Source organism: Streptomyces sp. AC602_WCS936 (assembly GCF_019049125.1).
In the GTDB taxonomy this organism is placed as follows: domain Bacteria; phylum Actinomycetota; class Actinomycetes; order Streptomycetales; family Streptomycetaceae; genus Streptomyces.
On record NZ_JAGMUF010000017.1, the window covers coordinates 25,845 to 49,799 of the forward strand.

Sequence of the window (23,955 nt, forward strand, 5' to 3'; positions counted from 1 at the left end):
CGACCGACGGGGCCGCGCGGAAGCGGTGACGGAGAATGGACGCATGGCGGGATCGAGTGAGCGGGCGCGGCACTGGCGGTACCCGGAGCTGCCCGGCGTCGACCTGCTCCGAGCCCAGTACATACGGAAGACCTTCATCCGCCACACGCACGAGCACTTCGTCATCGCCGCCATCGCCGACGGAGTGGAGATCTTCCACCACGGCGGGAGCGACCAGCACGCAGGGGCCGGATCGCTGGCCCTCGTCAACCCGGACACCCCGCACACGGGCCGGGCAGGCGTACCGGAGGGCTGGCGTTACGGGGCCGTCTACCCGGCGCCCGAGCTCGTGGCCGGCATCGCGGCGGAGACGACCACGCTGCGCGGGACGCCCGGATTCGTCAGGCCGGTGCTCGACGACCCGTACACCGTCGAGCTGGTGCACCGCGTGCTGCGGGCCGCCGACGAGGGGAACGCGCTCGCCGCCGACACCCTGCTGCGCGTGGCCGTCACCCGGCTGCTGCGGCTGAACGGCGGTGCGCTGCCGCGCCGGGAGGTGCGTACGGCCGGGACGCGGATCGCGGCACGCGCGCGTGCCGTGCTGGAGGAGCGGATGGCCGGCCCGCCGAGTCTGGAACGGCTCGCCGCCGAACTCGGCAGCAGTCCCTTCGCGCTGCTGCGCGCCTTCCGGGACGCCTACGGGATGCCGCCCCACACCTGGCTGACGGACGCCCGGGTGCGCCGGGCACGGCGGCTGCTGGACACCGGGACGTCACCGGCCGAGGCCGCCGTGGCGGTGGGCTTCACCGACCAGCCGCACCTGAACCGGCACTTCGCGCGGATCGTGGGTGTGCCGCCCGGCGCCTACCAGCGGGAGCGCAAGAACGTACAAGACGCGCGGCGGAGACTTCTCCTACCGTCCGAGGAGTGACAGATCAGACAGTAGTCCCGGAAACGAACGTGGAGGGCAAGCCGGACGCCGCCGTCGTACGGGACGCCCTAGGTGTCGGAGTCGCCGTCGGACTGTCCGGGTTCGCCTTCGGGGTGACCTCGGCCGGCAGCGGACTGACACTGGCGCAGACCTGCGCGCTCAGCCTCCTGGTGTTCACCGGGGCGTCCCAGTTCGCGCTGGTGGGGGCGCTGGCGGCCGGCGGAAATCCCCTCACCGCCGCGGCGGGGGCCTTCTTCCTGGGCGTGCGCAACGCCTTCTACGGATTGCGGCTGTCGCAGTTGCTGGCCCTCCCGCGCGCGGTGCGCCCGTTCGCCGCGCAGTGGGTGATCGACGAGACGACGGCCGTGGCCCTCGCCCAGCCCACGCGGCGCGGCGTCCGGATCGGGTTCACGGTCACCGGACTCACCCTGTACCTGCTGTGGAACCTCACCACCCTGCTCGGCGCGCTGGGTGCGGAGGCCATCGGGGACACCGACGCCTGGGGGCTCGACGCCGCCGGGCCCGCGGTCTTCCTGGCGCTGCTCGCACCGATGCTGAGGACCACCACGGAAAGGATGGTCGCCGCCCTGGCCGTCCTCCTGGGGCTCGGCCTGCTCCCCGTCCTTCCCGCCGGTGTGCCCGTTCTGGTGGCCGCACTGGCGGCCCCGGTCGTCCTCTGGGCGCGCGGACGCCGCGGGAGCGGGGCCGGTCGGGACTTGGCGCGGGAGGAGGACCGTTGAGCGTCTGGATCGCGATCGGCGTGACCGCGGTGGGGTGCTATGCCGTCAAACTCATCGGGCTGCTGGTGCCCGCGGGCGCGCTGGAGCGGCCCCTGGTCCGGCGCCTCGCCGCCCTGCTGCCCGTGGCGCTCCTCGCCGCGCTCACCGCGCAGCAGACCTTCGCCGACGGGCAGACGCTGGTGCTGGACGCGCGGGCCGCAGGAGTCGCCGCGGCAGCCTTGGCGCTGGTCCTGCGCGCGCCGTTCCTGCTCGTCGTCGCGGCGGCCGTGGTGGTGACCGCGGGCGTACGGGCCATGGGCGGCTGACGAGCCCGCAAGCCCACGAGCCCGGTCAGCCGGTCAGCCGATCAGCCGATCGGGCGGCCGTACGCGCGGAGCGTGCGCAGGGCCTCGAGCGTCACCCCGGGACGGGCCTCCAGGGCGGGAGCGGCTGCCCAGCGGCGCCAACGGACGGGCCAGCCCCCGTCCTCCTCCTGCTCCGAGGCGAGGAAGTCGAGGGAGCGGGCCATCTCGGCGTCCGTGAACCACGCGCGCGCGAGGGAGTGCGGGTGGCCCGCGTAGTCGTGGGGGAAGTGGTGCTCGCCCGGGGCGTAGCCGGGGGAGACCGGATACGCGTCGCGGTCGTCCGGGTCCAGCACCGCGAGGCGCTGTCCGCGCACGAGTCGGCCCAGCCGGTCGGCGGCCGCCTCCGCGCGGGGACGGTCGGAAGCGCTGTCCAGGAAGGCCACGGCGGCCTCGATCTCGTAGGGGTGAGAGGTCTCCAGCGACTCCGCCGCCTGCCAGCAGAAGTCCGTCGCCCGGAACAGCCAGGCGTGCCAGACGTCGTTGCGGTGCAGCAGGCCGACCACCGGCCCCGTGGCGAGCAGCTCGCCGGGCGGGTCGTCCACGACCGGTACGAACGGGGCCGCCGGATACCCCCGCTGACTGGGATGGACCGCGGGCAGGGCGCCGTCCCGCGTGGACACGGAGGTCAGGTAGCGGCACATCCGCTCCACGCGCTGTCCGCCGCAGCTGCCGACGGCGTCCAGGACGCGCAAGGCACGCGCGGTGTGCAGAGGCTGGCTGACCGGGCCGCGCAGATCGGGTTCCAGCCCGTGACCGTACCCGCCGTCCTCGTTGCGGTAGGCGTCCAGGGCGCTCTCCACCGGACGGGCGTCGCCGTCGCGGAAGTGGTACGCGAACAGGCGCTGTTCCAGCACCCGCGCGGTGAGCCAGACGAAGTGCTCCGCGCATGCGAGCGGAGAGCGCCCGGCGGGAGGCGGGGGTGTCGTGGGGAGTGGGGAAGATCCGTTTTCGGCCATGGTCAGACCGTAGGACGGAAAGCGGTCCCGGTACGTGGTCCCGGCACGGGGCCCACCCTCAGGGGCGGGATACTGGAGTCATGCGGTTGACGGTCTTCTGGGAGCGGATGACGGATCACTTCGGTCCGGGCTACGCCGACACCTTCGCGCGCGATCACGTGATGGCGGAGCTGGGCGGGCGTACGGTGCACGAGGCGCTGGACGCCGGCTGGGACGCCAAGGACGTGTGGCGGGTGGTCTGCACCGTCATGAACGTGCCGCGGGAGCAGCGCTGACCGGGCATGAAGATCAGCGAACGGGACTCCGCCGTCCGCGGCGTGGGTGAGACTTGATCCGTGGCACCCACTGACGAGACCGGGCAGGCGACCCGGCACGCATCCACGACCGGCACGACGCCGCCCGACCCGCCCCCGCCCGGGGGCGCCGCCGGGCCGGGCGCGCGCATGCCGCGCTGGCTGCCGCGCGCCATGGTGCTCGCTCTCGCGCTCATCGCCGTCTTCCAGCTGGGCAGCTGGGCCTTCCACCAGCTCACCGGCCTGCTGATCAACATCCTCATCGCGTTCTTCCTGGCCCTCGCCATCGAGCCCGCGGTGAGCTGGATGGCCGGGCGCGGCATGCGCCGCGGACTGGCCACCTTCTTCGTGTTCCTCCTCGTGCTGATCGCCGCCGCCGGGTTCGTCACGCTGCTCGGCTCCATGCTCGCGGGCCAGATCGTCAAGATGGTCGAGGACTTCCCGGAGTACCTCGACTCCGTCATCAACTGGGTCAACGGCCACTTCCACACCGAGCTGAGACGGGTCGACATCCAGGAGGGCCTGCTCCGCTCCGACTGGCTGCGCAACTACGTGCAGAACAGCGCCACCGGCGTCCTGGACGTGTCGGCCCAGGTACTCGGCGGGCTCTTCCAGCTGCTGACGATCCTGCTGTTCTCCTTCTACTTCGCCGCCGACGGCCCCCGGCTGCGACGCGCGCTCTGCTCCGTCCTGCCGCCCGCCCGGCAGGCCGAGGTGCTGCGCGCGTGGGAGATCGCCGTCGACAAGACGGGCGGCTATCTGTACTCGCGCGGTCTGATGGCGCTCGTGTCCGGTGTCGCGCACTACATCCTGCTGGAGTTCCTGGAGGTGCCGTACGCCCCCGCGCTCGCCGTGTGGGTGGGCCTGGTGTCGCAGTTCATCCCCACCATCGGCACCTATCTCGCGGGTGCCCTGCCGATGCTGATCGCCTTCACGGTCAACCCCTGGTACGCGCTGTGGGTGCTGGTCTTCGTGGTGATCTACCAGCAGTTCGAGAACTACGTGCTGCAGCCCAAGCTGACGTCCAAGACCGTGGACATCCACCCCGCGGTCGCCTTCGGCTCGGTCGTCGCGGGCACAGCCCTGCTCGGTGCGGTCGGTGCGCTGATCGCCATTCCGGCGATCGCCACGCTGCAGGCGTTCCTGGGGGCGTACGTCAAGCGCTACGACGTCACGGACGATCCGCGCGTCCACGGACGCCGGATCCGCCGGCCGGCCGGGGCCGGAGGTTCCACGCGTCTGCGCAAGCTGTGGGCCAAGAGGCCGGAGGACGGGGCCGGCTCTTAGGCCAATCAGCCCTGCGGCTCCTGCGGCTTGGCGTCGACCTCCCGCAGTCCGAGGTCCGTGCCGCCGGTGCGGGTCTCCGTGCGGTGGCCGCGGGCGATGTAGTCCCGCACCACCGCCTCGACGGCGTCCTGGGGCGAGCCGATGCCGGCCAGGACCATCACCTCCACCACCAGTTCGGCGTCAAGACTGATGTTGATCTTGGCCACGGTGCCCCCTCTTCTCGTCGCGACCGCACTCTAGCCAGGTGGCCGCCGGGCCGGCAGACGTACGCTCGGAGGAGCCGCGTGGTGCGCTTGACACGAAAATCGAACATCCATTCTCATGGAGGCTCCGGCGAGGCTCGTGACGGGTGATTCGACTGGGTTTGGACGGAGAAGTGCCCGAGTTATCCACAGGCCGGACCCGCATCGGGGCGCATTGTCAGTGGCAGGCATTAGCGTCTTTGACGTGAAGCGATCGAATCAAGCAAACCGGGTGGAACCCATGGCAGGAACCGACCGCGAGAAGGCCCTGGACGCCGCGCTCGCACAGATTGAACGGCAATTCGGCAAGGGCGCGGTCATGCGCATGGGCGAGCGGTCGAGGGAGCCCATCGAGGTCATCTCGACCGGGTCGACCGCGCTCGACGTGGCCCTCGGTGTCGGCGGCATCCCGCGTGGCCGGGTCGTGGAGATCTACGGCCCCGAGTCCTCGGGCAAGACGACCTTGACCCTGCACGCCGTGGCGAACGCGCAGAAGGCCGGCGGCCAGGTCGCGTTCGTGGACGCGGAGCACGCCCTCGACCCCGAGTACGCGCAGAAGCTCGGCGTCGACATCGACAACCTGATCCTGTCCCAGCCGGACAACGGCGAGCAGGCCCTGGAGATCGTGGACATGCTGGTCCGCTCCGGTGCCCTCGACCTGATCGTCATCGACTCCGTCGCCGCGCTCGTGCCGCGTGCGGAGATCGAGGGCGAGATGGGCGACAGCCACGTCGGCCTCCAGGCCCGGCTGATGAGCCAGGCCCTCCGGAAGATCACCAGCGCGCTCAACCAGTCCAAGACCACCGCGATCTTCATCAACCAGCTCCGCGAGAAGATCGGCGTCATGTTCGGCTCCCCGGAGACCACGACCGGCGGCCGGGCGCTGAAGTTCTACGCCTCGGTGCGCATCGACATCCGCCGCATCGAGACCTTGAAGGACGGCACGGAGGCAGTCGGTAACCGCACCCGCTGCAAGGTCGTCAAGAACAAGGTCGCGCCGCCCTTCAAGCAGGCCGAGTTCGACATCCTCTACGGCCAGGGCATCAGCCGCGAGGGCGGTCTGATCGACATGGGCGTGGAGCACGGCTTCGTCCGCAAGGCCGGCGCCTGGTACACGTACGAGGGCGACCAGCTCGGCCAGGGCAAGGAGAACGCGCGCAACTTCCTCAAGGACAACCCCGACCTCGCCAACGAGATCGAGAAGAAGATCAAGGAGAAGCTGGGCGTCGGGGTCCGTCCCGAGGAGCCGGCGGCCACCGAGCCGGCACCGGACGCCGCCGCGGCCGACGCCGCACCGGCGGTGCCCGCCCCCGCGACCGCCAAGGCCACCAAGTCCAAGGCCGCGGCAGCCAAGAGCTGATCCGTGACGCGACGAACCGACTGGGCGGTGACCACGTACGAGACGGATTCGTTCGCCGTCGACGCCGGTGACGGAGGCGAGGCGCGCCACGGTGACGGCGAGGCGCGCCGCGCAGGCGGACGGGGCCGTGGAACAACGGGCGGCGGGCGCGGACGGCGCCGGCGCGAGCGCGCGGAGCCGTCCGCGGAGGACGGAGGCGCCACCTCCTCGTCGAGGGCCGAGAAGGCGGAACCTCCGCGGGACCCGGTGGAGCAGGCACGGGCGATCTGCCTGCGCCTGCTCACCGGGACCCCGCGCACCCGCAAGCAGCTCGCCGACGCGTTGCGCAAACGAGAGATCCCCGACGAGGCCGCCGAGGAGGTGCTGTCCCGGTTCGAGGAGGTCGGACTGATCAACGACAGCGCCTTCGCGGACGCCTGGGTGGAGTCCCGGCACCACGGCCGCGGGCTGGCCCGGCGCGCCCTCGCCAGGGAGCTGCGGACCAAGGGCGTCGACACCACGCTCATCGACGCAGCGGTCTCCCGGCTGGACTCCGAGCAGGAAGAGGAGACCGCACGCGAGCTGGTCGCCCGGAAGCTGCGCGCCACCCGGGGCCTTGACCGCGACAAGAGACTGCGCCGCCTCGCGGGCATGCTCGCCCGCAAGGGCTATCCCGAGGGCATGGCCCTGCGGGTGGTCCGCCAGGCGTTGGAGGAGGAGGGCGAGGACACGGAGTTCCTCGGCGAGGAGGGATTCTGATCGGTACCAGGGCGCCGGGTCTCGGAAGCGTCCGGCCGGCCGGTTACGGAGTGACGACCGGCAGTCCCGCCGCCCGCCACGCCTGGAACCCGCCGATCAGATCGGTCGCCCGGTGCAGTCCCAGACGGTGCAGGGACTCCGCCGCCAGGCTGGAGGCGTAGCCCTCGTCGCAGATGACGACGACACGCAGGTCATGGCCCGTGGCCTCGGGGATACGGTGGCTGCCCCGCGGATCCAGGCGCCACTCCAGCTCGTTGCGCTCGATCACCACGGCGCCGGGGAGCACACCGTCCCGTTCGCGGAGGGCTGCGTAACGGATGTCGACCAGCAGCGCCGTGCCGGCCGTGGCGGCGTCGTACGCCTCGTGCGGCCCGATCCGCGGGTAGCCGCTGCGCACCCGTTCCAACAGTGCGTCGATGCCGGTCGGCTCCCTCATTGCCAGTCCTCCGGACGCTCGACCTGCTCCAGGCGCAGGATGTGGCCGCTGCGGCTGTAGCGGCGGATGCGCGGCAGGGGCGGGTAGTAGGCGTGCACGGAGATCGCGTGCGACTCGGTCGACTCGTTGAGGACCTCGTGCACGTGGTGCCGCCCGAAGGCGCGTCCCTCGCCGGCAGGCAATCGGCGTTCCCGGTCCACGCCGTCGGTGAGTTCCAGGGATTTCCAGCCGTCGGCGGGCAGACGGGCGGCGAGGGCGTTCTCCTTGAGTTCGCCCGCCGCGGTCACGAAGGCACCGACCGACTCGGCGTGATCGTGCCAGCCGGTGCCGGTACCGGGCGGCCAGCCGATCAGCCAGGCCTCGCTGCCGCCGGGCCCGGCCAGCCGCACCCAGGTGCGGCCCTCGGGATCGAGTGGGAGAGAGGCGATCAGATCGGTGTCGGCGGCCGTGCGCCGCGCGAAGTCGAGCAGTTCGGCGTGTGCGGGCGCGGCGGTGGCCGCAGAGAGTGAAGCGGAGGCGGAGGAAGACGCAGAGGCAGGGGAGGAGACAGTCACGGATACCGTCCTGTGTGGTTCGCGAAGAGCGCGCGGCGGCACGTCGAGCGGCGCGCGCGAAAAAAGTGATGCGAATTCAGCAGGACGGGCGACACACGCAGCCCGCGTAGCGGACGAGGTCCATGTGGACCCTCCGCCACAGGCGCACACAGGTGTCGGTCACGATCCGGAGTAGACCACGGCGGTGCCGGCCGGTCAACTCACCGTCACCATGCGGACGGCGACCGGCCACAGCCGGTCGCCCACGAGTCGTCGACGCGGACCGTGCCCGCCGGTCAGCGGCGGGACCCGGCCACCGCGCCCGCCTCCGCCTCGTCCTCCGCGGCCGTCGCGCTCGCCGCCGCCCCGCCCAGCGCGGTCTCCGCCGCCGCGTACAGGTCGGCCGGACGTACGCCGCTCTGCGCCGAGACCAAGTGGCCGTCGGGCCGCACGAGCAGCACGGTGTGGGCGGCGGCACCCGAGTACGCCTCGGCGACGAGCAGTTCGGCGCGATGCGGCAGCGCCGTCACCGCGGCCGCCAGCCGCGGCATGATCCCGGCGGTCACCCAGTGCTTCCGGTCCCACACCCCCGTGCCCGGCGCGACCAGCACCACCAGCAGCGCCCCGCGCCCGAGCCGGTCGCGCAGCCGAACGAACGTGCCGTCCTCAGCCGTGACCCGCACGTCGCTTACGGGCGAACCCGGCGACGTGCCGACGACCGTCTCCCCCGTGAGTTTCCCGGGCATGAGCGGCGAGTCGGCGTACGCCCCCGGCGCGCCCAGCGCTCCGCGCCCCAGGTGGCCGTCGGCGAGCAGCGCGTCGTTGCCCCGGGACGAGCCAGGCACGTAGGCACGCAGTCCCCCGCCGCCGCGCAGCAGCGGAAGTACCTGGTCGGCGGCGCGCAGCCGCGCGGCGATCGCCGTACGCCGCTCCTCCTGGTAACTGTCGAGCAGCGCGTCACGCGGCCCGTGATGCCAGGCCAGGGCCAGTTTCCAGGCGAGGTTGTCGGCGTCCCGCAGTCCTTCCTCCAGGCCCTGCGTGCCGAGCGCGCCCAGGAGGTGGGCCGCGTCCCCGGCGAGGAAGACGCGTCCCACCCGCCAGCGGCGGGCCAGCCGATGATGGACGGTGTGCACGCCGGTGTCGAGGAGCTCGTACGACGGAGTCACCCCCTCGGCCCAGCCGGTGAGCGTCTCACGAACGCGATTCACCAGCAGTTCGGGTGTGACCAGTTCCTTCCCGGGCGGCAACAGCCAGTCCAGGCGCCAGACACCGTCCGGCAGGGGGCGGCCGACGATCTCTCCCGCCGACGGACCCGACGTCCGCCACGGCGGCATCCGGTGGAGCAGCGCCTCGTCGGTCCACGGGAGTTCCGTACGCAGCGTGGCCACGGCGTATCGTTCCACCGCCGTACGGCCGGGGAAGCGGATGTCCTGGAGCTTGCGGACGGTGGAGCGGGGGCCGTCGCAGCCGACCAGGTAGCTGCCGCGCCACCAGGTGCCGGCGGGCCCGCGGGTGTGGGCGGTGACGCCGGAACCCTCCTGCTCGATGCCGTCGAGACGGCTGTCGACGGCGACCTTCACGAGCGTTTCGCGGGCGAGCGCGGCGCGCAGGACGCCGGTCAGTTCGTGCTGGGCGATGTGCAGCGGCGCGGGGTCGGCGTCGCCGAATTCGACCTCGCGCGTCACCTGCTTGCGCCGCATCGACCGCCATCCGGCCCAACGGGAACCCAGTCCCGTCAGCGGTGTTCCGGTGAGCCGCTCGACGAGGGCGACGGTGTCCTCGCGCAGCACGACGGTGCGCGCGGGGCGCGGTTCGTCCTTGCCCGGCCCTTCGTCGAGGACGACGCAGGGCACCTCCTGCCGCGCCAGTGCCAGGGCGAGCGTGAGCCCGACGGGCCCCGCTCCGGTGACGATCACCGGGTCCACGGTGCGGCGCCCCCTGCCCGTGGCGGTGTCCCGGGGGACGTAGGTGAACAGGACGTTGGAGCAGGGTGCACGGTCACAGAACGTATGCAACCCATTGGCGCTGCTTGCGTCAAGCGACGGAGGCAGTGGCGATCATGCCACTGCCTCCGTTGGTGTTGTGCGGGGTGACCGAGTGTCAGGCGTTGGCACCACCGGCGCCGGTCGCCGACGTTCCGGGGATTCCGGCGTCGTCCGCCTTGAGCACCGCGCCGGTCGACTTCTTGCCCCGCCGCAGCCGGCGCTCCAGCCAGCTCGCGAAGCTGGTGAGGGCGAAGTTGAGCGCGATGTAGATGACCGCGATGACGGTGTAACTGGCGATGACGTTGGCACCGTAGTAGGCGCTCATCGTGTTCGCGGAGGCGAGCAGCTCGGGGAAGGTGAGGACGGCACCGCCGAGGGCCGTGTCCTTGAGGATCACCACGAGCTGGCTGACGATGGCCGGCAGCATCGCGGTGACCGCCTGGGGCAGCAGGATCAGTCGCATCGACTGGCCCTTGCGCAGCCCGATGGCCATCGCCCCTTCGGCCTGCCCCTTGGGCAGCGCGAGGATACCGGCGCGGACGATCTCCGCGAGGACGGAGGCGTTGTACAGGACCAGACCCGTGATGACCGCGTACAGGGGACGGTCGTCGGTGCTCACGTTCGTGTACTCGGCGAACAGTGCGAGACCGAAGATCATCAGGACCAGTACGGGGATGGACCTGAAGAACTCCACCACAACCGAGACCGGGACCCGCACCCACGCGTGGTCCGACAGCCGTGCGATGCCCAGTACGGCGCCGAGCGGTAGCGCGATGACCATTGCGAGAGCGGCGGCCTTCAGGGTGTTCTGCAGACCTGGCCAGATGTACGTCGACCATGGTTCGCCGCTGGTGAAGAACATCTGCCACTTCGCCCAGTCGAGCTGGCCCTTCTCGTCGAGAGCCTTGTAGACCCACCAGAGCAGGGCCGCGAGGGCGACCAGGAAGACGGCTGTGAAGAGTATGTTGCGCCGCTTGGCGCGCGGGCCTTGGGCGTCGTAGAGAACAGAGCTCATCGCTTCACCGCCACCTTCTTGCCCACCCAGCCGAGGATCAGGCCGGTCGGCAGCGTCAGGACCACGAAACCGAAGGCGATGACCGCGGAGATCAGCAGCAGCTGAGCCTCGTTCTCGATCATGTCCTTCATCAGTGCCGCCGCTTCGGCGACGCCAATGGCGGCAGCCACCGTGGTGTTCTTGATGAGCGCGATCAGTACGTTGGCCAGCGGGCCGACGGTGGAACGGAACGCCTGTGGCAGCACCACCAGGCGGAGCACCTGACCGAAGCTGAGTCCGATCGCCCGGGCAGCCTCCGCCTGACCGACAGGGACCGTGTTGATGCCGGCACGCAGCGCCTCGCACACGAAGGACGACGTGTAGAGGACCAGGCCGAGGACGGCGAGCCGGAAGTTGATCGTCTCGAAGTCACCGCCGCCCAGGTCGACCCCCAGCGTCTGGTTCAGACCCAGGGACGCGAACAGGATGATCACCGTGAGCGGAATGTTCCGCACGATGTTCACGTATGCGGTCCCGAAGCCGCGCATCAACGGCACCGGGCCGACCCGCATGCCGGCCAGTATGGTGCCCCAGATCAGGGAGCCGACGGCCGAGAGCACAGCGAGCTGCACTGTCGTCCAGAAGGCTCCCAGCAGGTCGTAATCCTGAAGAAAGTCGAACACGATCTCCCGCGCTTCCGCGTGTAGGGATGCCCGCCAGGGTGCGCCGTCCCTTCCGGAGGACGGCGCACCCTGTCAGGCCCGGCCTCAGCTCTTGACGTCGCCGATCTTCGGCGCCGGCTCGTTCTTGTAGTTGGCCGGGCCGAAGTTGTCCTTGACGGCCTTGTCCCAGGCACCGTCGGCGACCATGGCCTCGAGCGCGTCGTTGATCTTGGCCTTGAGGTCGCTGCCCTTCTTGACGCCGATGCCGTAGTTCTCGTTGGTCATCTTGAAGCCGCCGAGCTTGAACTTGCCCTTGAACTGCTCCTGCGAGGCGTAGCCGGCGAGGATCGAGTCGTCGGTGGTCAGCGCGTCGATGGCGCCGGTCTGCAGACCGTTGAGGCAGGCGGAGTACGTCGGGTAGTTCTGCAGCTGCGCGTCGGGAGCCAGCTTGTCCTTGACGTTCTGGGCCGAGGTCGAACCGGTGACGGAGCAGAGCTTCGCGTCGTTCAGGTCCTCCGGCGACTTGATCTTGTCGTCGTCGGCGCGGAGCAGGACGTCCTGGTGGGCGAGCAGGTACGGGCCGGCGAAGTCGACCTTCTCCTCGCGCTTGGGGGTGATCGAGTACGTCGCGGCGATGAAGTCGACGTCACCGCGCTGCAGCATGGTCTCGCGGTCGGCGCTCTTCGACTCCTTCCACTCGATCTGGTCCTCGGAGTAGCCGAGCTTCTTGGCGACGTACGTGGCGACGTCGACGTCGAAGCCCTCGTAGCCGTCCGGGGTCTTCTGGCCGAGGCCCGGCTGGTCGAACTTGATGCCGATGGTGATCTTCTTGTCGCCCCCGCCGGAGGAGCCGTTGTCGCCCCCGTCGTCGGAGCCGCACGCGGTGGCGGTCAGGGCGAGGGCGAACACGGTGGCCGAGGCGGCGGTGACCTTGCGGAGCTTCATGGTGAACATCCTTTGGCTGTGATCGAACGGCGATCGGGCGATCAGATGATCGGGCGATCAGAGGTTCAGGTGATCGGATGCGGCCGACGCGGGGTGTCGGAGCCGCACCGGGTCAGTGGTGCAGGATCTTCGACAGGAAGTCCTTGGCACGGTCGCTGCGCGGGTTGCTGAAGAACTGGTCCGGCGTGGCCTCTTCGACGATCCGGCCGTCCGCCATGAACACCACGCGGTTGGCCGCCGACCGGGCGAAGCCCATCTCGTGGGTGACCACGATCATGGTCATGCCGTCCTCGGCGAGCTGCTTCATGACCTCCAGGACCTCGTTGATCATCTCGGGGTCGAGAGCCGACGTCGGCTCGTCGAAGAGCATGACCTTCGGGTCCATGGCCAGCGCCCGCGCGATGGCGACGCGCTGCTGCTGGCCACCGGAGAGCTGCGCGGGGTACTTGTCCGCCTGGGCGCCGACGCCGACCCGGTCGAGGAGGGCGCGTGCCTTCTCCTCGGCCTTCTTGGCGTCGACCTTGCGGACCTTGACCTGGCCGAGGGTGACGTTCTCGAGCACGGTCTTGTGCGCGAAGAGATTGAAGGACTGGAAGACCATGCCGACGTCGGCCCGCAGCCTGGCCAGCTCCTTGCCCTCGGCGGGCAGCGGCTTGCCGTCGATCGCGATCGATCCCGAGTCGATGGTCTCCAGGCGGTTGATGGTGCGGCACAGGGTGGACTTACCGGACCCGGAGGGCCCGATGACCACGACGACCTCGCCGCGGGTGATCGTCAGGTCGATGTCCTGGAGCACGTGCAACGCGCCGAAGTGCTTGTTGACACTCTTCAGGACGACCAGTTCGCCGGTCGAGGCCTTGTCTTCCTTGGCCACCGATACTTCGGTCATCGCTCTCGGGCTCCGTCCTCCTCGGTTTCGGAGGACAGTAGTAACGCCGATCGACCTGCGTCTCTATATCTGAGGGGAATCTGAGCATCACGATCCGATAGCAATCGGACACGAGTCGTAGCACTTGTGAGCAGGGCGCATATCGGCCGGATAACTTCGAGCGGCCGCAACCGGAACCCTCTTGACGCCGTCCCCCTCCATCGGCGTCACTGCACAGGACGCACGCGCGCGTGCGTGCGGTTCCGCATCTGCTCGATGCCCGCCCACCATGACGATCAACCCCCCAGACGTACGGCCGATGAACCGAAGGGAGCCCGGATGAGACTGCTGCTCGTCGAGGACGACAACCACGTGGCCGCCGCCCTGTCCGCGATCCTGGCCCGGCACGGCTTCGACGTCACCCACGCGCGCAGCGGCGAGGAGGCGCTCCAGGCGCTCGTCCCCGACGGCGACTGCTTCGGCGTCGTCCTGCTCGATCTCGGTCTGCCCGACCAGGACGGCTACGAGGTCTGCGGCAAGATCCGCAAGCTCACCGCCACCCCGGTCATCATGGTCACCGCCCGCTCCGACGTCCGTTCCCGCATCCACGGCCTGAACCTCGGCGCCGACGACTACGTGGTCAAGCCGTACGACACCGGAGAGCTGCTCGCCCGCATCCACGCCGTCAGCCGGCGCACCGCCCACGAGGACGCCACGGGGAGCACCGAGACCGTGGTGCGCCTGGGAGCCGTGCGCATCGAGCTGCCGACGCGCCAGGTCAGCGTGGACGGTGCGGCCGTCCAGCTCACCCGCAAGGAGTTCGACCTGCTCGCCCTGCTCGCGCAGCGACCCGGGGTGGTCTTCCGCCGGGAGCAGATCATCAGCGAGGTGTGGCGCACCAGCTGGGAGGGCACCGGGCGCACCCTGGAGGTGCACGTCGCCTCGCTGCGCGCCAAGCTGCGTATGCCGGCGCTCATCGAGACCGTCCGCGGCGTCGGCTACCGCCTCGTCGCCCCCGGCGCGTAGCGGGGCCGGGTGAGCACACGCCTTCTCCCGCTGCTCATCGTCCTGATGGCGGCCGTACTCCTCGCGCTGGGCGTCCCCCTGGGCGTGAGCGTCGCCCGCGCCGAGCAGCAGAAGGTCGTCATCGACCGCATGGACGACACCGCGCGCTTCGCGGCGCTCGCCCAGTTCGTCACCGAGGAGGTGCCGGGCGGCTCCCGCCCCACCAGCACGGACGAGCGCCTGGAGACCCTCCAGACCGAGCTGACCAGCTACCACGAGGTGTACGGCATCAAGGCGGGCGTCTTCTACCGCAACCACATCCCGATGGCCAACGCGCCGACGACCTGGTTCCTGCCGCAGACGGGCGAGGTGCGCGAAGCCTTCGACGAGGCACTGCTCAGCCGCCGCAGTCACGACCCCCAGCAGGTGTGGCCCTGGCAGGACGGCACCCTGGTGGTCGCCTCGCCGGTCATCCGGGACGGGGACGTCGTCGCCGTCGTGGTCACCGAGTCGCCCACCGACTCGATGGCGTCGCGCACCCTGCGCGGCTGGCTGATCATCGCCGCCGGGGAGACGGCGGCGATGCTGCTCGCCGTCGGCGCCGCGCTCCGGTTGACGGGCTGGGTGCTCAGGCCGGTGCGTGTCCTGGACGCCACGACGCACGACATCGCCACCGGACGCCTCAAGTCCCGGGTCGCGCCCGCCGGGGGACCGCCGGAGCTGAGGCGGCTGGCGCGGTCGTTCAACGAGATGGCGGACCACGTGGAGGACGTGCTGGAGCAGCAGCGCGCCTTCGTCGCCGACGCCTCGCACCAACTGCGCAACCCCCTCGCGGCACTGCTGCTGCGCATCGAACTGCTCGCCCTGGAGCTGCCCGAGGGCAACGAGGAGATCGCCTCCGTCCAGACCGAGGGCAAACGCCTGGCCCGGGTCCTGGACGACCTGCTCGACCTGGCGCTGGCCGAGCACACCCAGGCGGACCTCGCGGTCACCGACATCGGCGCGCTGGCCGCCGAGCGGGTGGCCGCCTGGGCGCCGACGGCCGAGGCCAAGGGCGTACGACTGGTGGGGGACTGCCCGCCGACCACCGGGTGGGCCGATCCGGTGGCGCTCTCCAGCGCCCTGGACGCGGTGATCGACAACGCGGTGAAGTTCACGCCCGCCGACGAGACCGTACGCGTCACGGTCGCCTCCACCGGGGACTCGGCGACCGTCGTGGTCACCGACGAGGGCCCCGGGCTGACCGACGACGAACTCGCGCGCGTGGGGGACCGTTTCTGGCGCAGCGGCCGGCACCAGAACATCAAGGGCTCCGGCCTCGGCTTGTCCATCTGCCGGGCGCTGCTCGCGGCGGGCGACGGATCGATCACCTTCGCCCACCACGAACCGCGCGGCCTGGCGGTGACGGTCACGGTGCCGCGGTCGGGCAACCGCGGGGAGCCGGCTCAGTCCTACGGCTTGACCGACCGGTAGTAGCGCCGGGCGCCCTCATGCAGCTCCAGGGGGTCGGTGTAGATCGCCGTGCGCAGGTCCACGAGCTGAGCGGAGTGGACGTGCGCCCCGATGCCGTCGCGGCTGTCCAGGACCGTCCTGGTCAGCCACTCGGTGAGCCGCGGATCCATGTCCGCGCGGGTGACCAGCAGGTTGGACACCGCCATGGTGGGCACCACGGCGCCGTTCTGCACGGTCGGGTAGGCCGACTCCGGCATGTTGGTGGTGCGGTAGTAGCGGGTCGCGCCGCCGGACTCGTGCAGCTTGGTGACGAGGTCCTCGGTGATGGGCACGAACCGGAAGGCGGAGGTCTCCGCTATCTGCCGGAGCCCGTCCGTCGGCACGCCGCCCGACCAGAAGAACGCGTCCAGCTCCTCGCCCAGCCGTCCCGGCCCGGTGTCGATGCCGTCCGCGCTGGGCCTGATGTCCGTCTCCGGGTCGATGCCCACGGCCTTCAGCAGCCGGGTGGCGATCAGCCGGACCCCCGAGTTCGGCAGCCCTATGGCCACCCGCTTGCCGCGCAGGTCGGCGACGGACTGGATGTCCGAGTCGCTGGGCACCACGAGCTGCACGTAGTCGTCGTAGAGGCGGGTGACTCCGCGCAGCGCCTCGGCCCCGGGCCGGCCGGCGAGCTTGTACGTCTCCACCGCGTCGGCCGCGGCGATGGTGAAGTCGGCCTCCCCGGACGCCACCCGCTCGACGTTCTCCTGGGAGCCCGCGCTCGTCATCAGCCGCACGTTCAGTTCCGGCATGTCCTTGCGCAGCTCGGTGCGCAGCAGCTCGCCGTACTTCTGGTAGACCCCCGCGCGGGTGCCCGTGCTGAACGTGATCGTCCCGCCCGGCGGCTCCTCGCCCAGGGGCAGCAGCCACCACAGCAGCAGCCCGAGGGCGACGGCACCGGCGACCGCGCCCTGTACGGCGTGGTGCCCGCCGATGCGGGAGAAGAACGAGGACATGTGCGCGATCCTGCCAGCCCCCACCCCGGCTGACCAGGGCCGAGCTCACACGACGGGGGCGTCGCGGCGTCCGGGGCCGGCTGTCAGTGGTGATCGCTACAGTCGGTGGCATGAGCTCTTCGCCCGCCGACCTGGTCCGCGCCTTCCACCACGCCTTCGGGCTCGACGTCCGCGGCGTCCCGGCCGAGGTGCCGCCCGAGCTGGCCGCGCACAGAGGCGAGCTGCTCGCCGAGGAGGCCGCGGAGGTCGCCGAGGTGTCGGTGACGGGGCCGCTGGACCGGCTCGCGCACGAGCTGGCCGATGTGGTCTACGTCGCCTACGGCACGGCCCTCGTCCACGGCATCGACCTCGACGAGGTGATCGCCGAGATCCACCGCTCCAACATGACCAAGGTGGGCCCCGACGGCCACATCAGCCGCAGAGCCGACGGCAAGATACTCAAGGGCGACCACTACGAGGCACCGGACGTCTCCGGCGTCCTGCGCAGACAGGGGTGGACGCCGCGGACGGCGGTCGCCGGGGAGGCGCGGGACGCCTGAAGCCGGTGCCCGACGTGCGGTGACCCCGGCACCTGTCTATCGGTACCGGGGTCAGTCGGGTCGTACACCGCTGCCGACGTCCGCCGAAGGCCGCGCCGCGTCAGTCGCCCACCGACGCCTCCGCCCCCGTCGGGCGAGGCGTCCCGTCGGCCCTGCCTGGCAGACCGCCGGAGCCGGCAGGGCGGTCGGGGTTGTCGCGACGGCGGAACAGGCGCATCGCCAGCGGTTCGGTGAAGCGGGCGGTGAGCGGGCCGAGGACGACCAGGATGAGGACGTAGGCCGTGGCCAGCGGGCCCAGGGACGGCTCGATGCCGGCCGAGACCGCGAGGCCCGCGATGACGATCGAGAACTCGCCGCGCGCCACCAGCGCCCCGCCGGCACGCCAGCGGCCCTTCACGGAGATTCCCGCCCGCCGCGCCGCCCAGTAACCGGTGGCGATCTTGGTCACCGCGGTGAGCAGGGCCAGCGCCAGCGCGGGCAGCAGCACCGGCGGAATGCTCGCCGGGTCGGTGTGCAGCCCGAAGAAGACAAAGAAGACCGCGGCGAACAGGTCCCGCAGCGGGCTCAGCAGCGTGTGCGCGCCCTCGGCGACCTCCCCGGACAGCGCGATGCCCACCAGGAAGGCGCCCACCGCCGCCGACACCTGGAGCTGCTGCGCGACACCCGCGACCAGGATCGTCAGGCCCAGCACCACCAGGAGCAGCTTCTCCGGGTCGTCGCTCGAGACGAACCGCGAGATCAGACGGCCGTAACGCACCGCCACGAACAGCACCGCGCCGGCCGCCGCCAGCGCGACCGCCAGCGTGATGCTCCCGGTCATCAGACCGGCACCGGCCACCAGAGCCGTGACGATCGGCAGGTACACCGCCATCGCCAGGTCCTCCAGGACCAGCACGCTCAGGATCACCGGCGTCTCGCGGTTGCCGACCCGGCCGAGGTCGCCGAGCACCTTGGCGATGACACCGGACGACGAGATCCAGGTCACGCCCGCCAGGACCACGGCGGCCACCGGACCCCAGCCCAGCAGCAGCGCGGCCACCGCACCCGGCACCGCGTTGAACGCGCAGTCCACGAGACCGGCCGGATAGTGGGACTTGAGATTGGTGACCAGGTCACCGGCCGTGTACTCGAGGCCGAGCATCAGCAGCAGCAGGATGACGCCGATCTCGGCGCCGGTGGCGACGAACTCCTCGCTCGCGCCCAGCGGCAGCAGCCCGCCCTCGCCGAACGCCAGGCCGGCCAGCAGGTACAGCGGGATGGGGGAGAGGCGGTAGCGGCCGGCGAACCGGCCCAGCAGCCCGAGCCCCAGAATGATGGAACCGAACTCGATCAGGAGAACCGCGGAGTGCACCGGCTCACTCCTGCCCGAGTATCGCCGCGGCGGCGTCGACACCCTCGCGGGTGCCGATGACGATCAACGTGTCACCACCCACCAGCCGGAAGTCCGGCGCCGGCGACGGAATCGCCTCGGCCCGGCGCAGCACGGCGACGATGGAGGCACCGGTCTCGGTGCGCATGCAGGTCTCGCCCAGCAGCCGGCCGTTCCAGCGGGACGTCGCGGCCACCTCGATCCGCTCGGCGACCAGCCCCAGGTCGGTGGTGTAGAGCAGGTTGGCGCTGTGGTGGGATGGTTTGAGCGCGTCGATCAGCGCGCCCGCCTCCGGGCCGGCCAGCCGGAGCGAGTGGGCGCAGGAATCGGGGTCGTCGGCCCGGTACATGTTCACCGTCCGGGTGCCGTCGCGGTGCGCCACCACCGACAGATGGCGGTGTTCGCGGGTCACCAGGTCGTACTGGACCCCGATACCCGGCAGCGGCGTCGCCCTCAGGCGTGGAGCTGACACGAGCTTTCCCCTCATTCGTCTTGCGTCCCTTGCCGCACTTCGCGCACGTGCGTGACGTGCTCACGGCCCCGCCATGCTGTCATCCGCACGTACGGTGGCGATATGGGTGTCGTGACGGATATACGCAGCCGCACACGGTCGGCGAAGCTGGTCGAGGCGGTGTCGTGCGCGAGGGCCGGGAGGAGCGGGAAGAGGACCGTGTCGCTTTTCTGGCGGATCTTCTCGCTCAACGCCGCGGGCCTGGTCGTCGCCACCGCACTGCTGCTCGGCCCGGTCACCGTCTCGACCCCCGTCCTGCGGCACGAAGCCCTGATACTGCTCGCCGGTCTCGTGGTCCTGCTGGCCGGGAACGCGTTCGTCCTGCGCATAGGACTCACCCCGCTGCAACGGCTGGGCCGCGCGATGACCACCGCCGACCTGCTGGTGCCCGGCGCCCGTCCGACGGTCGCCGGACCGGCCGAGGCGGCGGAACTGATCGCGACGTACAACACGATGCTCGACCGGCTCCAGGCCGAGCGCGCCGCCGGCGCCGGCCGGGCGCTGCACGCCCAGGAACGCGAACGCCACCGCATCGCCCGCGAGCTCCACGACGAGGTCGGCCAGACACTCACCGCCGTACTCCTCCAGCTCAAGCGCGTCGCCGACCGGGTGCCCGGGGAGCTGCGCGAGGAGGTGTCCCTGGCGCAGGAGGCCACTCGGGCCGGGCTGGACGAGATCCGTCGCATCGCCCGTCGGCTGCGCCCCGGCGTCCTGGAGGAACTCGGTCTCTCCAGCGCGCTGCGTTCGCTCGCCGCCGAGTTCACGCACCACGGTCTGACCGTCCACCACCACGTCCCCGGTGACCTGCCACCGCTCGCCCCGGAGGCGGAACTCGTCATCTACCGGGTCGCGCAGGAGGGCCTGACCAACACCGCCCGCCATGCCGCCGCCGACCGCGCGGAGCTCCACCTCCGCCCGCTGTCCGACGGCGTCGAACTGCTCGTCCGTGACAACGGCACCGGTCTGGGGTCGGCCGCCGAGGGCGCCGGCATCCGCGGCATGCGGGAGCGGGCGCTGCTGGTGGGGGCCGATATCCACTTCGAACCGGCTCCCGGCGGCGGCAGCGACGTACGGCTGCGCGTTCCGGTCGCGCTCGGGAGCCGAGGCGGCGACCGGGCCCGGCAGGAAGACCGACCGAGGGACCGACTCGCAGACCGGCACGCGGACAACGACGCAGACCAGCACGCAGACGATCACGCAGCCGCAGCCGCAGCTGCAGCCGCAGACAAAGACGCAGCCCCCTTCACAGCCCGACCCGCACGCCGACATACAGACCGCCCCGGAGACCGCCCTTGACGTCCGCACGGCCACCGATCCGCGTCCTGCTCGCCGACGACCACACCCTCGTACGCCGGGGAGTCCGGCTCATCCTGGACGGTGAACCGGACCTCACGGTCGTCGCCGAGGCCGGGGACGGGGCCGAGGCGGTCGCGGCGGCCCGGACCACCGAGGTCGACCTCGCCGTCCTGGACGTCGCCATGCCCCGCATGACGGGCCTGCAGGCGGCGCGCGAGCTCTCCCGCCGCCTGCCCGAACTGCGCATCCTCATCCTGACCATGTACGACAACGAGCAGTACTTCTTCGAGGCGCTCAAGGCCGGAGCCTGCGGATACGTACTCAAGTCCGTCGCCGACCGCGACCTGGTCGAGGCGTGCCGGGCGGCCGTACGCGACGAGCCGTTCATCTACCCGGGCGCCGAGCGGGCCCTGGTCCGTTCGTACCTGGACCGCCTGCACGGCGGTGGCGGCCTGCCCGACCGGCCCATCACCGAACGCGAGGAGGAGATCCTCAAGCTGGTCGCCGAGGGCCACACCTCCAAGGAGATCGGCGAGCTGCTGTTCATCAGCGCCAAGACCGTGGAGCGCCACCGCGCGAACCTCCTCCAGAAGCTGGGCGTCCGCGACCGCCTGGAGCTCACCCGGTACGCGATCCGCGCCGGCCTCATCGAACCCTGAACCGCCCCGACCGGCCCTGACCAGCCTTGACGGGGTCCGGTCCGGGTTATCCACAGGCGGCCAGGGACACCGTCGCCGACCGCCTACCCTTATTGCCATGAGCAGCATCGACCGGAGCCAGTCAGTGGGCGGCCCACGCACCTATGAAGTACGCACCTACGGGTGCCAGATGAACGTCCACGACTCCGAGCGATTGTCCGGTCTGCTGGAGGACGCGGGCTACGTCCGCGCCCCCGAGAGCGCCGACGGCGACGCGGACGTCGTCGTCTTCAACACCTGCGCCGTCCGGGAGAACGCCGACAACAAGCTGTACGGCAACCTCGGCCACCTCGCCCCGAAGAAGGCGAGCCGCCCCGGGATGCAGATCGCGGTCGGCGGCTGCCTGGCGCAGAAGGACCGCGACACCATCGTGAAGCGGGCACCTTGGGTGGACGTCGTCTTCGGCACCCACAACATCGGCAAGCTGCCGGTGCTCCTGGAGCGCGCCCGCGTCCAGGAAGAGGCGCAGGTGGAGATCGCCGAGTCCCTGGAGGCGTTCCCGTCCACGCTGCCCACCCGGCGCGAGAGCGCGTACGCGGCCTGGGTCTCCATCTCCGTCGGCTGCAACAACACATGCACCTTCTGCATCGTCCCGGCACTGCGCGGCAAGGAGAAGGACCGCCGCCCCGGCGACATCCTCGCCGAGGTAGAGGCCCTGGTCGCGGAGGGCGTCTCCGAGATCACCCTGCTCGGGCAGAACGTCAACGCCTACGGCTCCGACATCGGCGACCGCGAGGCGTTCAGCAAGCTGCTGCGGGCCTGCGGGAAGATCGACGGCCTGGAGCGCGTGCGTTTCACCTCCCCGCACCCGCGTGACTTCACCGACGACGTCATCACCGCCATGGCCGAGACGCCGAACGCCATGCCGCAGCTCCACATGCCGCTCCAGTCCGGGTCCGACCCGGTGTTGAAGGCGATGCGCCGCTCCTACCGGCAGGAGCGCTACCTGGGCATCATCGAGAAGGTGCGGGCCGCCATCCCGCACGCGGCGATCACCACCGACATCATCGTGGGCTTCCCCGGCGAGACCGAGGAGGACTTCGAGCAGACCCTGCACGTGGTCCGCGAGGCCCGGTTCGCCCAGGCCTTCACCTTCCAGTACTCCAAGCGGCCCGGCACCCCGGCCGCCGAGATGGACGACCAGATCCCCAAGGCGGTCGTCCAGGAGCGCTACGAGCGTCTCGTCGCCCTCCAGGAGGAGATCTCCTGGGAGGAGAACAAGAAGCAGGTCGGCCGCACCCTGGAGCTGATGGTCGCCGAGGGCGAGGGCCGCAAGGACGGCACCACCCACCGCCTCTCCGGCCGCGCCCCCGACAACCGCCTGGTGCACTTCACCAAGCCCGACCAGGAGGTCCGCCCCGGCGACGTGGTGACCGTCGAGGTCACCTACGCCGCCCCGCACCACCTCCTCGCCGAGGGCGCGGTGCTCGACGTGCGCCGTACCCGCGCGGGCGACGCCTGGGAGAAGCGCAACGCGGCCGAGCAGGCCAAGCCCGCGGGCGTGCTGCTGGGTCTGCCGAAGATCGGCGTCCCCGAGCCCCAGCCCGCCGTGGCGAGCGGCTGCGGCTGCGACTGACCGCAGGGCGTGCGGTTGCGGACGGCGGTCCGGGGATACGCTGCCGATCATGCTTGTCGCAGCCGCCGTCTGTCCCTGCCCGCCGCTCCTCGTGCCGGAGGTCGCCGCGGGTGCCGCACCCGAGCTGGATGCCGCGCGTGCCGCGTGCACGGACGCGTTGGGCGTGCTCGCCGCCGCGCGGCCCGACCGGCTGGTGGTCGTCGGGCCCGCCGCCGACGCGGGGCCGGAGATCTATCCGCAGGGCACCCCGGGGACCTTCCGGGGCTTCGGGGTGGACATGGACGTCCGCCTGGGCACGGGACGTGGCCTCGGGACGGAGCGGACGGGACGCGAGCTGCCGTACGGCCTGGCCGTGGGCGCCTGGCTGCTCGGGCGCGCCGGTTGGGCCGACAGCCCCGTCGAAGGGGTCGGCGTGGGGGAGGAACTGCCCGCCGAGCGCTGCGCCGCCCTCGGACGGGACCTCGCCGCCCGGCCCGGGCGGCTCGCGCTGCTGGTGCTGGGCGACGCCAGCGCGTGCCGCACCCTCAAGGCCCCCGGTTACCTCGACGAACGGGCGGCGCCCTTCGACGCGGAGGTCGCGCGGGCGCTGGCAGCGGCGGACCCGGCCGCCCTGGCGGCCCTGGACGTCACGCTGGCGCGCGAGCTGAAGGCCTCCGGCAGGGCGCCGTGGCAGGTCCTCGCGGGCACGGTCGGCGACGCCGGCCTCGCCGGCGCGCTGCTGTACGAGGACGCGCCGTACGGGGTGGGATACGTGGCGGCGACCTGGTCATAGCAGCGGCCGTCGCCTGGTCGCAGCCGCAGCCGCAGCCGCAGCCACCCGCCGCACGCGCGCCGGCGGACGGTCCGGAGCCGGGTGGCTCGTGACCGTCCGCCGATGCGCGTGCGACCGTCCGCGCGGGGACGGGTGACTCTCAGGAAGCCGGCGGCGGCCCGGCGGGCGGGGGGCCGCCCGGGGTGGTGCCCGGCGTGCCTCCGCCTCCGGGCGTGCCGTCGTCGTCCTTGTGGGCGAGGCGGTCCATGGCGCCCTTGGCCTTGCCGGTACCCGTCTGGATCCGGTCGCTGTACTTGCCCTTGGTCCTCTCGTCGACGGTCCTCGCCACCTTGTCGAGACCGCGATCGACCTTGTCCCCGTGCTGCTGCGCGAGGTCGGAGACCTTGCCCTTCGCCGGTCCCAGTCTGGCCTTCAAGTTGTCCATCAGACCCATGGTTCGCCTTCCCTCA

Annotated in this window: 27 protein-coding genes and 1 pseudogene; 14 read left to right on the forward strand and 14 right to left on the reverse strand. The window is 71.3% G+C overall.

Annotated elements, in window-relative coordinates; all coding sequences use genetic code 11:
* Positions 1–43: 43 nt before the first annotated feature.
* From KUM03_RS07840 to KUM03_RS07850, 3 genes are read left to right on the forward strand one after another with little or no spacing between them, the layout of a single operon-like run.
* Positions 44–910: an AraC family transcriptional regulator gene (locus KUM03_RS07840; RefSeq protein ID WP_217246294.1), complete on the forward strand. Its 867-nt coding sequence runs from the start codon at positions 44–46 to the stop codon at positions 908–910.
* Positions 907–1,650 (forward strand): AzlC family ABC transporter permease, encoded by a 744-nt coding sequence (locus KUM03_RS07845; RefSeq protein WP_217246295.1) that lies wholly within the window; start codon positions 907–909, stop codon positions 1,648–1,650. The genes KUM03_RS07840 and KUM03_RS07845 overlap by 4 nt, the downstream gene beginning before the upstream one ends.
* Positions 1,647–1,955, forward strand: coding sequence for an AzlD domain-containing protein (locus tag KUM03_RS07850; protein ID WP_217246296.1), 309 nt, complete (start codon positions 1,647–1,649; stop codon positions 1,953–1,955). The genes KUM03_RS07845 and KUM03_RS07850 overlap by 4 nt, the downstream gene beginning before the upstream one ends.
* Before the next feature lie 41 nt (positions 1,956–1,996).
* Here KUM03_RS07850 and KUM03_RS07855 read toward each other — a convergent pair whose 3' ends face one another.
* Positions 1,997–2,950, reverse strand: a complete 954-nt coding sequence (locus KUM03_RS07855) for a hypothetical protein (RefSeq protein ID WP_217246297.1) — start codon at positions 2,948–2,950, stop codon at positions 1,997–1,999.
* Between the two features lie 80 nt (positions 2,951–3,030).
* Here KUM03_RS07855 and KUM03_RS07860 point away from each other — a divergent pair, with 80 nt between their 5' ends.
* Both KUM03_RS07860 and KUM03_RS07865 read left to right on the forward strand, forming a co-directional pair.
* Complete coding sequence (locus tag KUM03_RS07860; protein ID WP_007445009.1) at positions 3,031–3,225, forward strand: DUF3046 domain-containing protein; 195 nt, start codon at positions 3,031–3,033, stop codon at positions 3,223–3,225.
* A 60-nt stretch (positions 3,226–3,285) separates the two neighbouring features.
* Positions 3,286–4,530 carry an AI-2E family transporter gene (locus KUM03_RS07865; RefSeq protein WP_308406279.1) on the forward strand — a complete coding sequence of 415 codons (1,245 nt, stop codon included), beginning with the start codon at positions 3,286–3,288 and terminating at the stop codon, positions 4,528–4,530.
* 5 nt (positions 4,531–4,535) lie between these two features.
* Here the strand turns inward: KUM03_RS07865 and KUM03_RS07870 are convergent, their stop codons facing one another.
* Positions 4,536–4,736, reverse strand: coding sequence for a type II toxin-antitoxin system VapB family antitoxin (locus tag KUM03_RS07870; protein WP_217246298.1), 201 nt, complete (start codon positions 4,734–4,736; stop codon positions 4,536–4,538).
* Positions 4,737–5,013: 277 nt separating this feature from the next.
* Here KUM03_RS07870 and recA point away from each other — a divergent pair, with 277 nt between their 5' ends.
* Both recA and recX read left to right on the forward strand, forming a co-directional pair.
* Positions 5,014–6,132 carry a recombinase RecA gene (gene recA / locus KUM03_RS07875; RefSeq protein WP_217246299.1) on the forward strand — a complete coding sequence of 373 codons (1,119 nt, stop codon included), beginning with the start codon at positions 5,014–5,016 and terminating at the stop codon, positions 6,130–6,132.
* Positions 6,133–6,135: 3 nt separating this feature from the next.
* Positions 6,136–6,870, forward strand: coding sequence for a recombination regulator RecX (recX, locus tag KUM03_RS07880; RefSeq protein ID WP_217246300.1), 735 nt, complete (start codon positions 6,136–6,138; stop codon positions 6,868–6,870).
* Between the two features lie 43 nt (positions 6,871–6,913).
* Here recX and KUM03_RS07885 read toward each other — a convergent pair whose 3' ends face one another.
* From KUM03_RS07885 to KUM03_RS07915, 8 genes are all read right to left on the reverse strand, one after another.
* Positions 6,914–7,306: a rhodanese-like domain-containing protein gene (locus KUM03_RS07885; RefSeq protein ID WP_217246301.1), complete on the reverse strand. Its 393-nt coding sequence runs from the start codon at positions 7,304–7,306 to the stop codon at positions 6,914–6,916.
* Positions 7,303–7,860: a cysteine dioxygenase gene (locus tag KUM03_RS07890; RefSeq protein ID WP_217246302.1), complete on the reverse strand. Its 558-nt coding sequence runs from the start codon at positions 7,858–7,860 to the stop codon at positions 7,303–7,305. Before KUM03_RS07890 ends, KUM03_RS07885 begins: the two co-directional genes overlap by 4 nt.
* Before the next feature lie 76 nt (positions 7,861–7,936).
* Positions 7,937–8,092, reverse strand: a complete 156-nt coding sequence (locus tag KUM03_RS39180; protein ID WP_374225276.1) for a putative leader peptide — start codon at positions 8,090–8,092, stop codon at positions 7,937–7,939.
* Positions 8,093–8,135: 43 nt separating this feature from the next.
* Entirely contained in the window at positions 8,136–9,764 is a 1,629-nt protein-coding gene (locus KUM03_RS07895; protein ID WP_217246303.1) for an FAD-dependent monooxygenase, read from the reverse strand.
* Positions 9,765–9,939: 175 nt separating this feature from the next.
* Positions 9,940–10,839 (reverse strand): amino acid ABC transporter permease, encoded by a 900-nt coding sequence (locus KUM03_RS07900; protein ID WP_217246304.1) that lies wholly within the window; start codon positions 10,837–10,839, stop codon positions 9,940–9,942.
* Entirely contained in the window at positions 10,836–11,501 is a 666-nt protein-coding gene (locus tag KUM03_RS07905) for an amino acid ABC transporter permease (RefSeq protein ID WP_217246305.1), read from the reverse strand. The genes KUM03_RS07900 and KUM03_RS07905 overlap by 4 nt, the downstream gene beginning before the upstream one ends.
* A gap of 84 nt (positions 11,502–11,585) precedes the next feature.
* Complete coding sequence (locus KUM03_RS07910; protein ID WP_217246306.1) at positions 11,586–12,425, reverse strand: glutamate ABC transporter substrate-binding protein; 840 nt, start codon at positions 12,423–12,425, stop codon at positions 11,586–11,588.
* A gap of 112 nt (positions 12,426–12,537) precedes the next feature.
* Positions 12,538–13,314 (reverse strand): amino acid ABC transporter ATP-binding protein, encoded by a 777-nt coding sequence (locus tag KUM03_RS07915; protein ID WP_217246307.1) that lies wholly within the window; start codon positions 13,312–13,314, stop codon positions 12,538–12,540.
* A 318-nt stretch (positions 13,315–13,632) separates the two neighbouring features.
* Here KUM03_RS07915 and KUM03_RS07920 point away from each other — a divergent pair, with 318 nt between their 5' ends.
* Positions 13,633–14,319 carry a response regulator transcription factor gene (locus tag KUM03_RS07920; RefSeq protein ID WP_217246308.1) on the forward strand — a complete coding sequence of 229 codons (687 nt, stop codon included), beginning with the start codon at positions 13,633–13,635 and terminating at the stop codon, positions 14,317–14,319.
* Between the two features lie 9 nt (positions 14,320–14,328).
* Positions 14,329–15,771 carry a HAMP domain-containing sensor histidine kinase gene (locus KUM03_RS07925; RefSeq protein WP_217246309.1) on the forward strand — a complete coding sequence of 481 codons (1,443 nt, stop codon included), beginning with the start codon at positions 14,329–14,331 and terminating at the stop codon, positions 15,769–15,771.
* On the opposite strand, the gene KUM03_RS07930 is transcribed toward KUM03_RS07925, so the two are convergent.
* Positions 15,750–16,745, reverse strand: coding sequence for a TAXI family TRAP transporter solute-binding subunit (locus KUM03_RS07930; protein ID WP_217246310.1), 996 nt, complete (start codon positions 16,743–16,745; stop codon positions 15,750–15,752). The two genes, KUM03_RS07925 and KUM03_RS07930, sit on opposite strands and share 22 nt — an antisense overlap.
* A gap of 110 nt (positions 16,746–16,855) precedes the next feature.
* Between KUM03_RS07930 and KUM03_RS07935 the strand changes: the two genes are divergently transcribed.
* Entirely contained in the window at positions 16,856–17,284 is a 429-nt protein-coding gene (locus tag KUM03_RS07935) for a MazG nucleotide pyrophosphohydrolase domain-containing protein (RefSeq protein ID WP_217246311.1), read from the forward strand.
* A gap of 100 nt (positions 17,285–17,384) precedes the next feature.
* On the opposite strand, the gene KUM03_RS07940 is transcribed toward KUM03_RS07935, so the two are convergent.
* Positions 17,385–18,635: a cation:proton antiporter gene (locus tag KUM03_RS07940; protein WP_217246312.1), complete on the reverse strand. Its 1,251-nt coding sequence runs from the start codon at positions 18,633–18,635 to the stop codon at positions 17,385–17,387.
* A 4-nt stretch (positions 18,636–18,639) separates the two neighbouring features.
* Positions 18,640–19,125 (reverse strand): cation:proton antiporter regulatory subunit, encoded by a 486-nt coding sequence (locus KUM03_RS07945; RefSeq protein ID WP_073731731.1) that lies wholly within the window; start codon positions 19,123–19,125, stop codon positions 18,640–18,642.
* 102 nt (positions 19,126–19,227) lie between these two features.
* Here KUM03_RS07945 and KUM03_RS07950 point away from each other — a divergent pair.
* The 4 genes and pseudogenes from KUM03_RS07950 to KUM03_RS07965 all read left to right on the forward strand — a co-directional run.
* Positions 19,228–20,268, forward strand: a pseudogene (locus KUM03_RS07950) (HAMP domain-containing sensor histidine kinase); the annotation flags it as partial.
* A gap of 188 nt (positions 20,269–20,456) precedes the next feature.
* On the forward strand, positions 20,457–21,119 hold the full coding sequence (locus tag KUM03_RS07955; protein WP_217246314.1) for a response regulator transcription factor: 663 nt from the start codon (positions 20,457–20,459) through the stop codon (positions 21,117–21,119).
* 97 nt (positions 21,120–21,216) lie between these two features.
* Entirely contained in the window at positions 21,217–22,734 is a 1,518-nt protein-coding gene (miaB, locus tag KUM03_RS07960; protein WP_217246315.1) for a tRNA (N6-isopentenyl adenosine(37)-C2)-methylthiotransferase MiaB, read from the forward strand.
* Between the two features lie 49 nt (positions 22,735–22,783).
* A complete protein-coding gene (locus tag KUM03_RS07965) occupies positions 22,784–23,506 on the forward strand; it encodes a class III extradiol dioxygenase subunit B-like domain-containing protein (protein WP_217246316.1) in 723 nt (240 codons plus the stop codon).
* 139 nt (positions 23,507–23,645) lie between these two features.
* Here KUM03_RS07965 and KUM03_RS07970 read toward each other — a convergent pair whose 3' ends face one another.
* A complete protein-coding gene (locus tag KUM03_RS07970; protein WP_217246317.1) occupies positions 23,646–23,939 on the reverse strand; it encodes an antitoxin in 294 nt (97 codons plus the stop codon).
* Positions 23,940–23,955 lie beyond the last annotated feature (16 nt).